The organism is Streptomyces sp. TBY4 (genome assembly GCF_024213195.1).
In the GTDB taxonomy this organism is placed as follows: domain Bacteria; phylum Actinomycetota; class Actinomycetes; order Streptomycetales; family Streptomycetaceae; genus Streptomyces.
This window is the reverse complement of the sequence record NZ_JANAVF010000005.1, coordinates 374,957-387,399: the sequence shown is the minus strand read 5'-3', so window position 1 is coordinate 387,399 and position 12,443 is coordinate 374,957. Positions and strand designations below refer to the sequence as shown.

The 12,443-nt window shown below is 71.5% G+C and carries 11 protein-coding genes, 1 tRNA gene and 1 pseudogene; 6 read left to right on the top strand and 7 right to left on the bottom strand.

The genetic code is table 11. The features are described from left to right. The first annotated feature begins 18 nt into the window (after nucleotides 1-18). Complete coding sequence (locus NLX94_RS15065; protein WP_254383218.1) at nucleotides 19-1,725, top strand: glycosyl hydrolase family 18 protein; 1,707 nt, start codon at nucleotides 19-21, stop codon at nucleotides 1,723-1,725. Nucleotides 1,726-1,792: 67 nt separating this feature from the next. On the opposite strand, the gene NLX94_RS15060 is transcribed toward NLX94_RS15065, so the two are convergent. Then, nucleotides 1,793-2,959 (bottom strand): serine hydrolase, encoded by a 1,167-nt coding sequence (locus NLX94_RS15060; protein ID WP_254383217.1) that lies wholly within the window; start codon nucleotides 2,957-2,959, stop codon nucleotides 1,793-1,795. 172 nt (nucleotides 2,960-3,131) lie between these two features. On the opposite strand from NLX94_RS15060, the gene NLX94_RS15055 reads away from it, so the two are divergent. Next, nucleotides 3,132-3,980, top strand: a complete 849-nt coding sequence (locus NLX94_RS15055) for a helix-turn-helix transcriptional regulator (protein ID WP_254383216.1) — start codon at nucleotides 3,132-3,134, stop codon at nucleotides 3,978-3,980. Next, on the top strand, nucleotides 3,940-4,200 hold the full coding sequence (locus NLX94_RS15050; RefSeq protein WP_254383215.1) for a DUF397 domain-containing protein: 261 nt from the start codon (nucleotides 3,940-3,942) through the stop codon (nucleotides 4,198-4,200). Before NLX94_RS15055 ends, NLX94_RS15050 begins: the two co-directional genes overlap by 41 nt. A 1-nt stretch (nucleotide 4,201) precedes the next feature. Here the strand turns inward: NLX94_RS15050 and NLX94_RS15045 are convergent, their stop codons facing one another. Beyond that, the gene (locus NLX94_RS15045) at nucleotides 4,202-6,106 is read right to left on the bottom strand and encodes a putative bifunctional diguanylate cyclase/phosphodiesterase (protein WP_374683951.1); all 1,905 of its coding nucleotides are present in this window, start codon (nucleotides 6,104-6,106) and stop codon (nucleotides 4,202-4,204) included. Between the two features lie 387 nt (nucleotides 6,107-6,493). Between NLX94_RS15045 and NLX94_RS15040 the strand changes: the two genes are divergently transcribed. Further along, nucleotides 6,494-7,687, top strand: a complete 1,194-nt coding sequence (locus NLX94_RS15040; protein WP_302169419.1) for a M6 family metalloprotease domain-containing protein — start codon at nucleotides 6,494-6,496, stop codon at nucleotides 7,685-7,687. On the opposite strand, the gene NLX94_RS15035 is transcribed toward NLX94_RS15040, so the two are convergent. From NLX94_RS15035 to NLX94_RS15020, 4 genes and pseudogenes are all read right to left on the bottom strand, one after another. Continuing rightward, nucleotides 7,677-8,564 carry an NAD(P)H-binding protein gene (locus NLX94_RS15035; protein WP_254383212.1) on the bottom strand — a complete coding sequence of 296 codons (888 nt, stop codon included), beginning with the start codon at nucleotides 8,562-8,564 and terminating at the stop codon, nucleotides 7,677-7,679. The two genes, NLX94_RS15040 and NLX94_RS15035, sit on opposite strands and share 11 nt — an antisense overlap. Nucleotides 8,565-8,693: 129 nt before the next feature. Beyond that, nucleotides 8,694-8,767 (bottom strand) — tRNA-Lys (locus tag NLX94_RS15030). Beyond that, nucleotides 8,758-9,331, bottom strand: a pseudogene (locus NLX94_RS15025) (bifunctional DNA primase/polymerase). Before NLX94_RS15025 ends, NLX94_RS15030 begins: the two are co-directional and overlap by 10 nt. A 146-nt stretch (nucleotides 9,332-9,477) precedes the next feature. Beyond that, entirely contained in the window at nucleotides 9,478-9,825 is a 348-nt protein-coding gene (locus NLX94_RS15020) for a hypothetical protein (protein WP_254383211.1), read from the bottom strand. Between the two features lie 121 nt (nucleotides 9,826-9,946). Here NLX94_RS15020 and NLX94_RS15015 point away from each other — a divergent pair, with 121 nt between their 5' ends. Beyond that, nucleotides 9,947-11,209 carry a M20 family metallopeptidase gene (locus tag NLX94_RS15015; RefSeq protein WP_254383210.1) on the top strand — a complete coding sequence of 421 codons (1,263 nt, stop codon included), beginning with the start codon at nucleotides 9,947-9,949 and terminating at the stop codon, nucleotides 11,207-11,209. A 50-nt stretch (nucleotides 11,210-11,259) separates the two neighbouring features. Here the strand turns inward: NLX94_RS15015 and NLX94_RS15010 are convergent, their stop codons facing one another. Further along, the gene (locus NLX94_RS15010) at nucleotides 11,260-11,829 is read right to left on the bottom strand and encodes an NADPH-dependent FMN reductase (RefSeq protein ID WP_254383209.1); all 570 of its coding nucleotides are present in this window, start codon (nucleotides 11,827-11,829) and stop codon (nucleotides 11,260-11,262) included. A 115-nt stretch (nucleotides 11,830-11,944) separates the two neighbouring features. Between NLX94_RS15010 and NLX94_RS15005 the strand changes: the two genes are divergently transcribed. Then, nucleotides 11,945-12,433 carry a MarR family winged helix-turn-helix transcriptional regulator gene (locus tag NLX94_RS15005; RefSeq protein WP_254383208.1) on the top strand — a complete coding sequence of 163 codons (489 nt, stop codon included), beginning with the start codon at nucleotides 11,945-11,947 and terminating at the stop codon, nucleotides 12,431-12,433. Nucleotides 12,434-12,443 lie beyond the last annotated feature (10 nt).

Genomic DNA, 12,443 nt, shown 5'->3' with positions numbered 1-12,443 from the left:
CTTCCCCGGAGGCAGTTCATGCACATCCGTAAATCCCTCATCGCGGCCGCCGCCACGGCCGCGCTGGCCGGCGGGACGCTGGCCGCCTTCGCGGGACTCACCACCGCCTCGGCCGCCGAAGCCGGTACCACCGCGGCGGCCGGCAACGTCCGCATCGCCTACTACGACCAGTGGAGCGTGTACGGGAACGCCTTCTACCCGAAGCACCTCGACACCCGTGGCATAGCGAGCAAGTTGGACGTCATCAACTACTCGTTCGGCAACATCCACCCGACCAACCTCACCTGTTTCGAGGCGAACAAGGCGGCGGGCGACGACAACAACCCCAACGCCGGTGACGGTGCGGGCGACTCGTACGCCGACTACCAGAAGTCCTTCAGCGCGGCCGACAGCGTCAGCGGCGTCGCGGACAAGTGGGACCAGCCGATCGTCGGCGTGTTCAACCAGTTCAAGCAGCTCAAGGCGAAGTACCCGAACCTGAAGATCAACATCTCGCTCGGCGGCTGGACCTACTCGAAGTACTTCAGCGACGCGGCCAAGACCGACGCTTCCCGCAAGAAGCTCGTCTCCTCCTGCATCGACCAGTACATCAAGGGCAACCTGCCCGTCGAGGGCGGCTACGGCGGCGCGGGCAGCGCGGCCGGCATCTTCGACGGCATCGACATCGACTGGGAGTACCCGGGCTCGTCCGGCGGCCACCTCGGCAACCACTACGCCCCCGAGGACAAGCAGAACTTCACGCTCCTGCTCAAGGAGTTCCGCGAGCAGCTCGACGCCCACGGCGCGGCCAACGGCGGCAAGAAGTACCTGCTGACCTCCGCCCTCCCGGCCGGCCAGGACAAGATCAAGTACATCGAGACGGACAAGATCGGCGCGTACCTCGACTACGCGAACATCATGACGTACGACATGCACGGCGCCTGGGACTCGGACGGCCCGACGTACCACCAGTCCCCGCTGCTGCCCTCGTCCGCCGACCCGACCGACGCGATCGCTCCGGGCACCGAGAAGTACAGCATCAAGAACGCCATCGACTCCTGGATCGACGGCAACTCGGCCTACGGCATCACCGGCGGCTTCCCCGCCAACAAGCTGGTCCTGGGCTACGAGTTCTACTACCGCGGCTGGAAGGGCGTGCAGCCCGGCACCACCAACGGCCTCGCCCAGCCCGCCTCCCAGGCCTCCGGCGCCCGTCCGACCAGCCAGCAGGCCGGCATCGCGCTCTACAAGGAGCTCGGCGGCATCGTCGACAACCCGGCGACCACCTTCTGGGACGACCAGGCCAAGGCCTCGTACTTCTACAAGGACGGCGAGTTCTTCACCGGCCTCAACCAGAAGTCCATCCAGGCCCGGGTCGACTACGGCAAGCAGCGCGGCCTGGCCGGCGCGATGATGTACTCCCTGCTCGGCCTGGACGCCAACGCGACCCTGCTGAACCAGATCTCGGACGCCCTCGGCGGTGCCACCCAGCCGCCGACCACCCCGCCGACCACGCCTCCCACCACCCCGCCCACGACGCCTCCGACCACGCCGCCGACCACGCCTCCGACGACGCCGCCCACCTCGGGCTGCCCGGCTCCGGCCTACGTCCACGGCACCGTCTACAACGGTGGCAACGAGGTCTCGTACAACGGCCGCAAGTACAAGGCCCAGTGGTGGACGCAGAACGAGGTGCCCGGCACCACCGGTGAATGGGGTGTCTGGAAGGACCTCGGCGCCTGCTGATCCCCCCACCCCGCGCCGAGCGCCGACAGCCCCCGCACCCCTCTCCCAGGGTGCGGGGGCTGTCGTGTCAGCACAGGGCGCGATCGATGAGGGTGCGCACCGCGTCCTCCTGGCGGGCCGCGACCCGCGGGTCCGCGGAGCGGCTGTGTGCGGAGACGGTGACGGTGCGCAGCCCGTCCGTGGTCGTCGCCGCCTGGACTTCGTATCCGAAGCCGTTGCCGCCGTGCCCGAGGTATCCGCCACCGCAGGACAGAGGTGTGAAGAACAGGCCCGGGCCGTCCCGCGTGCCCTCCGGGTGACCGCTGTCCGGCCCCACCGGAACGGTGTCGCGCAGGGCGGCCATCTCGGCGGGGGCCAGCAGTTGTCCGCCGGCCAGTGCGGAGAGGAACCGGTTGAGGTCGCGGGCGGAACCGGTCATCGAGCCGTCGGCCCCGCTGTCGAAGGGGCGGTAGGGGAGCGTCGTGTCGACCAGGGGGCCGTTCGCGGTGAACTGCTGGTAGTTGGAGGAGTGCGGGCCGGGGAGGAAGGGCCACGTCCCGGGGGTCGCGGTCCGCCGGAGGCCGAGGGGGCGCAGGATGCGCTCGTGGACCTGCTGGTCCCAGGTGCGGCCGGTGACCTTCTCGATGATCATGCCGGCCAGTACGTAGTTCGTGTTGGAGTACGCCCAGCGGGTGCCTGCCGGGAAGTCGGGCTCGTGGCGCAGAGCCAGCTCCACCAGCTGCTCGGGCCGATAGGCGCGCCAGCGGTTGTCGAAGTAGGCCCGGGCGGTGGGCTCGGGGAAGACGTCGGAGATGTACTCGGGCAGTCCGCTGGTGTGCCGCAGCAGATCGCGGAGGGTGATGGCCCGGCCGTCGTGTCCGGCGCCGGATACGACCCCGGGCAGCAGCTGCTCCACCGTCTGGTCGAGGGAGATCCGCTTCTCGCCCACCAGTTGCAGTACGACGGTGGCGACGAACGTCTTGGTGGTACTGCCCAGCCGCAGGTGGCCGTCCTCCGGAACCGGCCGCCGCGTGACCAGGTCCGCCACCCCGGAGCGGGCCGTGACGGTCCCGCCCGGGGCGTCCAGCCGGACCGCGACCCCGGTGACCCCGGTGTCCCGCAGCGCGTCGGCATCGCGTTGCAGGGACCAGCCGGTGTCGGAGGGACGCGGGGCGGCCGAGGCCGCGACGGATGGGAGGGAGGACAGGGTCAGCGCCAGCAGCGCGGTCGGTAACCAGAAGCGACGGAAGATCATGAACCGACGCTACGAACGGCCGGGGAGGGGCGGCCATCCGGCGTGCGCCCCGTGCGAACGGGTGCCAGCCGGATGGACATCCGGGTTGCCGGATTCCCCGTACCGGAGCGTGTGGTGGTCGCTACGCTCGGCAACGAGTGGATCCGCACGCGTTCACATGGGGGGACCGCCCATGGTCAACATCCGCGCTCTCGATCCCAGCGCCTCGCCGCTGGATTACTACGCCTACGAGCTGTGCCGCCTACGGGAAGCGGCCGGGCTGAAGCAGCAGCAGCTGGGCGACATCATCTACTGCACGGGCTCGCTGATCGGCATGATCGAGAACAGGAAACGGGTGCCGACCCGGGACTTCTCCGAGCGGCTCGACGCTGCGCTGGGCACGGACGGGCACTTCTCCCGCCTGGTGGGTCTGGTCCTACGCAGCCAGCTGCCGCACTGGTTCCAGGCGTACGCGGAGATGGAGGCGAGGGCGGCATTCATCTCCACGTATCAGGCTCAGTTGGTCTACGGGCTCTTGCAGACACCCCGATACGCACGCGCCGTACTGGCCACGGGTCTACCGGATGACCTGGACGATCTGGTCGCAGCCCGCCTGGAACGCCAGAGGCTCCTGGACCGGGTCCGTCCGCCCATGGCGTGGGTAGTGCTGGATGAAGCCGCCCTCTACCGGCCGATCGGCGGCCGGGACGTCATGAGGGAGCAGCTCGATCATCTCTTGAGCTTCCGGGGTAGGCGCTGGGTCAGGATTCAGGTCCTGCCGTTCTCGGCCGGTGAACACGCAAGTCTTATCGGCTCGTTCACCGCGATGAGGTTCGACGGTGATCCGGACATCGTCTACTCGGAGGACCTCATTTCCGGGCGCATGACCGCCAACCCAGACACGGTGAAGGAAGCCGCGCTTCGTTACGCTCACCTGCAGGCCGCTGCTCTCTCAGTGGAGGAATCGGCGGCATTGATCATCCGCGTAATGGAGGAACGCTATGGGCACCAGCCGAAACCTGACCAACGCGGCGTGGCGTAAGTCGAGCTACAGCGGCAACACCGGCGGCGAGTGCGTCGAGTGTGCCCCCCTCGGCACCGTCGCCTGGCGCAAGGCTTCGTACAGCGGGACCACCGGAGGCGAGTGCGTCGAGATCGCCGCCCAGCCCTGCCGGGTCGCCGTCCGCGACTCCAAGCGGCCCGACGGCCCCGCCTTCACCATCGCGCCGGAGGCCTTCGGCGCCTTCGTGCGGAGTCTCTGACTCAGATCTCCGGGTGCGGGGCGGGCCCCTCCGGCTGCCCGGGGTTCGTACCTGCACCCGCGGCGGCAGCCAGCTGTCGGCCGATGATGTCGGCGATGACCTCCGGGGCCACCGCGCGGGAGTAGAGCCAGCCCTGGCCGGTGTCGCAGCCGACGCGCCGCAGGCGGGCCGCCTGGCCGGCGGTCTCCACGCATTCGGCGGTGACCGTCAGGCCCAGCCGGTGTGCGAGCTGGACCAGGGCTTCGACGATGGTCTCGTCGGCCGGGTTCGGGTGGGAGCCCTCCTCGTAGCGGAAGCCGCGGACGAAGGAGCCGTCCAGTTTGAGGACGGAGACGGGCAGGCGGCTGAGGTAGGCGAGGTTCGAGTAGCCGGTGCCGAAGTCGTCGATGGCGATCCGCACCCCCATGTCGCTCAGGGCCTGGAGGGCCTGGAGCGGGCGGCCCGCCGAGCCCATGACGGCGGACTCCGTCAGTTCGAGCTGGAGGAGCTGGGGTGCGAGGCCGGTCTCGGCCAGGATCTCGGCGACGTCGCCGACGAGGTCGGAGTCCCAGACCTGGCGTACGGCCACGTTGACGGAGACGAAGACGGGGGAGTCGCTGGGCTGCTCGATCTGCCAGCGCCGGGCCTGCCGGCAGGCGGTCCGCAGCACCCAGCGGCCCAACTGGACGATGGATCCGTCCTCTTCGGCAATTCCGATGAACCGATTCGGCGTCAGCGTGCCGAACTGCGGGTGGTTCCAGCGGACCAGGGCCTCCACCCCGCGCACCGCCCCGCTCTCCAGGTCCACCAGCGGCTGGTACTCCACCGTGAACTCGCCGCGCTCCACGGCCGGGCGGAGCGTGGAGGACAGGGCCTGGCGGGTCATGCGGTGGGCGTTGCGCTCCGGGTCGAAGAGGGTCCAGCGGGCCTTGCCGTCCGCCTTGGCCCAGTAGAGCGTCGTGTCCGCGGCTTGCATCAGGCCGGTCGCCGAGGTGCCGGCCGCCGCCCGCTCCACCACCCCGATGGACGCGGAGACCGCCAGCCGCTGACCGGCCAGGTCGAAGGGCTCCTGTACGGCGGCCAGGACGCTGCGCGCCAGGTCCGCGAGCTGCTCGGTGCCGGTGGACTCCTCGACCAGCAGGGCGAACTCGTCGCCGCCGAGCCGGGCCACCAGGTGGCCGCCGGTGCGCCCGTAGCCGGACTGGTCGGCGCACTGGGTGAGCCGCTGGGCGACGGCGGTCAGCAGCCGGTCGCCGACCCGGTGGCCCAGGGTGTCGTTGACGGCCTTGAACCCGTCGAGGTCCAGGTAGCACAGCCCGATCCGGCCCGTGCCGCTCTGCCCGTACGAGGAGGCCTCCAGGGCGGCGGAGAGCCGCTCGAAGAACAGGGCCCGGTTGGGCAGCCGGGTCACAGGATCGTGCATCTCGAGGTGGCGCAGCCGGGCCTGGAGGTCGCGGCGGTCGCTGATGTCGGCGACGGAGAGCAGGACGTCACCGGCGTCGGTGCCGGGGACCGGGCCGAGGGTGATCTCGGTCCACAGGGAGTGCCCGTCGGGGTGCTTGAGGCGGCGGGTGCAGCGGAGCCGGGCCTGCCGGCCGCGCAGCACCTCCTGGTAGGCGTGCCAGGTCCGGGCCTCGGAGGCCAGGTCCACCAGGTCGGCGGCGGACTGCCCGGCGAGCAGGTGCGGCTCGGAGCCGAGGAGGGCGGCGAGGGCGTGGTTGGCTCCGGCGATGTGGCCGGTGCGGTCGACGACGGCCATGGGGAGGTGGGCCGCGTTGAAGGCGGCCCGGTAGTCGGCCTGGTGGTCGGCGCGGTGGTCCGCGCGCTCCGGGGTTGCCGTCGCCGCCGACGTCGCTGGGTGACGCTGCGTCATGGCCGGTCGGATGCTGTCGGCCGCCGAACCGGTTCCATCTGGGGTTCCGCTCACCGTTGGCTCCCGCAGTGCGTGTGAGTGTCCGTGCAGGAAAGTGTGCCGATCATAGAGGCTCCCGGACGGCCCTATCCAGCGGCGACGCCGTGCGGGACGCGGGAGTTCGGCGTGATGACGGATCGTCGCCCTGACGGCGAATGACCGTTTCTGCGCGGCTGTGAGCATGCGACGCCCACCGCTGACCCGACCTGATCGGTCGTGACTTTCCGTAGGCACGTGTGCGAAACCCGGCGTCACTGGCTTGCCCTAGTGCTCACTCGTGTGGGGCAGCGGAACAGGGCATTAATAAGACAATCGCCTCAAGGTGGATGAACAGGTACTAATCCACCACCGGAGGTCGATGTGCCGCGACAGCAGACACCCGGGGGAGTGGACCGCTCCCGCATGCGAACCACGGCGGCGGCGCTCACTTCCCTGACGGCGCTCGCCGCCATGTCGCTCGTCGCGGGCCCCGCGGTCGCCGATCCCGGAGCCGGACCCTGCGCGCTGACCCGTACCGCGGCCCACCACTCCCTGGGCCTGGACAGCTGGAACGGCGCCTACCCCAAGCCCGAGCGCACCCTGAACGCGGTCATGGTCTTCCTCTCCTTCCCCGACCACCGCACCACCCTCACCACCGAGCAGCTCACCGCCGACTACTTCCCGGCGACCAGCGAGTTCTTCGAGCGGGCCTCCTACGGCCGCTTCCGGCTGGTCCCGCACCCGCAGAAGCAGTGGATCCAGATGCCGAAGCCGTCCGCCGCCTACGGGATACAGCGCGACTGGGCCCCGGCCGACCGGGCCGCCTACCTCCGCGACGCGGTGGCCGGCGCCGATCCGTCGGTGGACTTCAGCCGGTACGACGTCGTCTACTTCGTCGCCGACCCGGACGCGCCGGGCGTGGACTCCGACGCCACCAAGGTCGTCAACTTCGAGCAGCCGATCCGGGCCGACGGCGCCGACCTGCGCCGCATCGTCACGGTCTTCGAGAAGCACCCGCCGGACCGCAACGTGCTGGCCCACGAGACCGGGCACGTCTTCGACCTGCCCGACCTCTACCACCGGCCCTCCGACGGCAAGGGCGACTGGGACACGTACGTCGGGGACTGGGACGTCATGGGCAGCCAGTTCGGCATGGCCCCGGACCTCTTCGCCTGGCAGAAGTGGAAGCTCGGCTGGCTGGACGCCTCCCAGGTGGACTGCGTGGGAACCGGCTCCTCCCTGCACACCCTCCAGCCGCTGTCCGAGGCCCCGCGCCCGGGCGGCACGGGCGGCACCCGCCTCGCGGTGGTCCGTACGGGGCCCGGCAGCGCGATCGCCATCGAGGCGCGGGGCTCCGCCGGCAACGACGGGGACACCTGCACCGAGGGGGTCCTCGTCTACCGGGTCCGCAACGAGGCGGCCTCCGGCGGCGGGCCGATCGAGGTCGTGGACGCGCACCCCGACACCGAGGCCTGCTGGGACCGCTCCGTGTACCCGCCGCTGGCGGACGCCCCGCTGGAGGTGGGGGAGACCTTCACCGTCCCCGGCGAGGGCATCACCGTGGAGGTGGCGGACCGCACGCAGTCGGGCGCGTACACGGTGAAGATCACGCGGTAGCGGATCCGGCGGGCGGGCCGGAAGGGCTGTGGAAGTCCGCCGCGTGGTCCACCGCCCATGCGCGGAAGGGCCGGGCCGGGGCGCCGGTGATGCGCTCCACTTCACCGGTGACCGGCTCCGGATCGGCGAGCAGCCGCGCCTGGCCCGGCAGTACGGCCGCCACCAGCTCCGCCGGGTAGCCCGAGGCCCTCATCTGCTCGGCGGCCTCGTCCAGGGTGATCTCCTCGAACCGCACCGGTCGCCCGATCGCCTCCCCGATGAGGGCCGCCTGCTGTTCCTGGGTGACCAGTTCGGGCCCGGTGATCAGGGGGCGGGCGCCGAGCAGGGCGTCGGTCGTCAGCGCCCGGACGGCGACCGCGGCGATGTCCGCCTCGTGGATCAGCGGACGGGCCAGCGCCGCCAGCGGCGCCCGCACCGCACCGGTGGTGCGGACCTCCTCCGCCCAGCCCAGCGTGTTGCTCGCGAACCCGGTGGGCCGCAGCGCCGTCCACTCCAGCCCCGAGGCCTCGACCAGCCGCTCCAGCTCCGTGTGGAACACGGTGATCGCCTCGCCCGGCTCCTCCTGCTCGTTCCCCACCCCGGCGGACGACAGGTACACCACCCGCCGGGCGTGCTTCGCGATCGCGTCGATCACGTCCGACGCGCCCTCGGGGCTCAGGAAGGGCCACACCAGGAAGACCGCGTCGACGCCCTCCAGAGCCGCGCCCAGCGACGCGGGATCACCGAGATCGCCGCGCACGGCCCGCACGCCCTCCGGGAAGTCCGACTCCCCGCGCACGAGCGCCCGTACGGGCACGCCCGCCGCGTGCAGTTGGGCGACGACCGAGCCGCCGACCTTCCCGGTCGCGCCGGTCACCAGAATCGTGGGCTGTGTCATCGGAATCTCCCCGTCTCACCGTCTCGCCGTTCGATGACACGACTCTCGTACGTCAACCAAGGTTGAGGTCAAGGCTGGATCCCGGACACGAAAAAGGCCCCCACTTGTGTGGGGGCCTTTCTCCGTCTGTGCGCCGCCAGGGACTCGAACCCCGGACCCGCTGATTAAGAGTCAGCTGCTCTAACCAACTGAGCTAGCGGCGCTTGGTGACGAGGAAGACATTAGCACCCCGACCGGCGATCGGAAAAATCGATATCCGCAGCTCGGGTGGCACGGACGAACGCCCACAGCAGAGCCTCCGGCCCGGGGAGCCACGGCAGCCGGGTGTCGGGGGCCACGAGCCACCGCGAGGGTCCCCCGTCGGCGGTCAGCGGGGGCACGGTGACGGCGTCGCCGGGGCCGTGGCAGAGCGGGGCGGGCACGGGGGTGCTCCACTCCTCCCAGGCCAGCAGGGCCGGCAGCCGGTGGGCGGTGCCGGGGGCCGCGAAGAGCAGGGTCCGCCCGCGGTGCACGGCGGCCGGCCCGGAGCCGGGGCCCTCGGCCCAGAGCAGGTCGAGCATCCGGCGGCCGAGGACGAGGGGGACGTTGACGACGTCGAAGGCGGTCCCGCAGGGCAGCACGGCGGGCGCGGTGGGCCGGGCCTGCCAGGCCGCCAGCGTGCCGGCGGGCCGGGCGGAGGCCGAGGCCAGCCAGGCGGCGCCGGCCGGGGTGACGTGGGTCGCGGAAGCGGTCGTCGTCCGCGGGTCGAGCGCGGGGCAGCCGGTCATCGTCGTCATATGCCCAGGTCTACCCGGGGTAGCGGACCGATCTCCGGGAGTTACGGGAAACCGGGACAGGGTGGGTGGGACTGGGGTATGTTGCGCCCCGCATATGCCAGGGTCGCGTAGACCGGAGGGTGCGGCCGGGCGTGTCCTCAGGCGCCCTCGGGGGCGGTTCCGCGCAGCAGGGACTCGCCGAACTCGATCATCTTGCGGGCGTAGTCCTCGGTCCACTCCGCCTGCTCCGCGATCGCCGCCGCCGGCAGCCGGTCGAACCGCCGGGGATCCGCGAGCTGCGCCGCCGCCACCGCCTGGAACTCCACCGCCCGCTCCTGCGCGGCGCGGAAGGCCAGGGTCAGCTCCGTCGCCCGGGCCAGCAGCTCCCGGGGGTCCTCGATCGACTCGAGGTCGAAGAAGTGCTCCGGGTCCGTGACGGTCTCCGACGGCTCGAAGAGCAACTGCGCGGGCCGCAGCCTCCGCGCGGTCCGCTCGGGCTCTGCCATGCGTGTCCTCCTGCTGGACGTGGGGGAAGCTTCCGTGCCGGAAAGCTCTCTGGCCACCGTCCATTGTCCAGCTTCGCGCAAGGGCGCCCGAGGGTCCCGGTGCGTGGGCTAGAACGTACGTATGGCCAAAGGTGTGCACGAGGAGCTGGACCGGCTCTGTGACGAGGGCATCGAGCAGGTGATCGGCTGGCGCCGTCATCTGCACCGCAATCCGGAGCTGCCCAACCGTGAGGCCGCCACCGCGCGGCTGGTGGCGCGGGAGCTCGCCGGGTTCGGGCTGGACGAGGTGCGGACCGGCATCGCCGGGCACGGGGTGGTCGGGGTGCTGCGCGGCGGCCTGCCCGGGGACCGGGTGGCGGCGCTGCGGGCCGACATCGACGCACTGCCCGTCCCCGACCGCTGCGGGGCGAAGTTCGCCGCCACCGGCGGGGCCTCGCACGCCTGCGGCCACGACTGCCACACCGCGATGCTCCTCGGAGCGGCGCGCGCACTGGCCGACGTACGGGTACGGGAACGGCTGCCCGGAACCGTGCTGTTCGTGTTCCAGCCCGCCGAGGAGGGCCCGCCCGTCGACGAGGAGGGCGGGGCGCGGCTGATGGTGGCCGAGGGGGCCTTCGCCGATCCCGTCCCCACCATGGCCTTCGGTATGCACGTCACCCCGCACCCCAAGGGCTGGGTGGGCTACAAGTCCGGCCCGATGTACGGGGCCTCCTGCCTGGTCCGCGTCACCGTCACCGGCCGCCAGGCCCACGCCTCGTCGCCCTGGTACGGGGTCGACCCGATGCCCGCGGTCGGGGCGCTGCTGACCGGGATCGGCCAGCTCTACCGCCAGGTCTCGGCGTTCTCCCCGGTGACGGTCTCCATCGGCCACATCGAGGACGTCGGCCGGTACAACGTCATCGGCGAAACGGTCACTCTCTGGGGCACGATCCGCTGCGCCGAGGAGCGGGACATGCCCGAGGTCAAAGCCCGGCTGACCGCGCTGGCCGAGCACACGGCCGGGGCCTACGGGGCCTCCGCGACCGTAGAACTGCTCCAGGACGTGCCCGCGGTGCGCAACGACCCGGCCTGGGTCGAGGCCGCGCTGCCCACCCTGCGCCGGGTCGCGGGCGCGGACCGGGTGGTGGAGGTCGGCGGGACGCTCGGCTACGACGACGTATCCGAGTTCATCACCCGCTTCGGCGGGCTGTACGTGATGCTCGGCGTCCAGGACACCGCCCTGGACCCGGCGAGCGGCGAACCGGTGCCCGTCCCCGGCGGCCGGGGCCTGGTGGGCAACCACCACCCCGCCTTCTACGCCGACGACGCCGCCCTGATCACGGGCGTACGGCTGCACGCGCACGCCGCGTACGACCACCTGAGCGGGGCGCTCCTCGCGCGCTGACCGGGGCCCGTCACGGGTCGGCCGGGCCCGTCACACGCTGACCGGGCCCGTCAGGCGCAGACCGGCGTCCTCGCGAGGGCCGCGAGCTCGTCCAGTACGGCCGCCAGCTCGTCCGTGACGCCCTCCGGGGCCCGGAAGGCCCCCGTCGCGACCAGCCCGGCGATCCCCGGGACGGCCACCGAGGCCCCGGTGGGCACCATGCCGACGGCCTGCAGCACCGGGCGCAGCATCCGGCCGGCCGGGGCGCCGCCGGAGCCGCCGTCGCTGTAGGAGAGCAGCCCGGCGGGCTTGCCCTGCCATTCGCGGTAGAGGAAGTCGACGGCGTTCTTGAAGGGGGCGGTGAAACCGCCGTTGTACATCGGCAGCACGAAGAGGAAGGCGTCGGCGGAGTCGACCAGGGCGCTCCATGCGCGGGTGTGGGGGTGGGCGTAGATCCCGGTGGAGGCGTACTCCGGCTCGTCCAGGAAGGGCAGGGCGATCTCGGCGAGATCGACGGGGGTGACCTCGAAGCGCCCCTGCTCGTCGGCCTGGGCCGCGGCCCAGCGGGCCAGAGGGCGGGCGGCGGAGGTGGGGCGGACGGAGGCGGAGATGACGTGCAGGCGGATCGGGCGGGGGTTCATGGCGGGCTCCTCGCGTCCGGGACAGTTTTGTTGACGTGTCACCTATGAGAGCGCAGGGATGGGTGACGTGTCAACCAGATAGGTGACGTGTCACGTACCGGTCTAGACTTCGACCATGACCGCGAACGAGAGTGAGAGCGCGCCGCGCTGGCTCAGCGAGCCCGAACAGCAGGCCTGGTACGCCTGGCGGCGGATGTTCCCGCTGGTCAACGCCGATATCGCGCGGGATCTGACCCAGGACAGCGGGCTCTCCGAAGCCGACTACGACGTGCTGTCCGTCCTCGGCTCCACCGACGGCCACCGCATGCGCATCAGCGCCCTCGCCGTCCTCATGCAGTGGTCCCGCAGCCGGCTCTCCCACCAGCTCACCCGGATGGAGCAGCGCGGAATCGTCCGCCGCGAAGAGGTGCCCGACGACGGGCGCGGCGCCGAGGTGGTGCTCACCGAGCAGGGCGTCACCACGATCATGACGGCCGCCCCGCTCCACGTGGAATCGGTGCGCCGCCACCTCATCGACATCCTGACCCCGGATCAGCTGCGCACCTTCGCGGAGGTGGGCGAGCTGCTCCGCACCCGCCTCGGCGTGGAGCGCAAGACCCGCTGAGCCGGGCTGC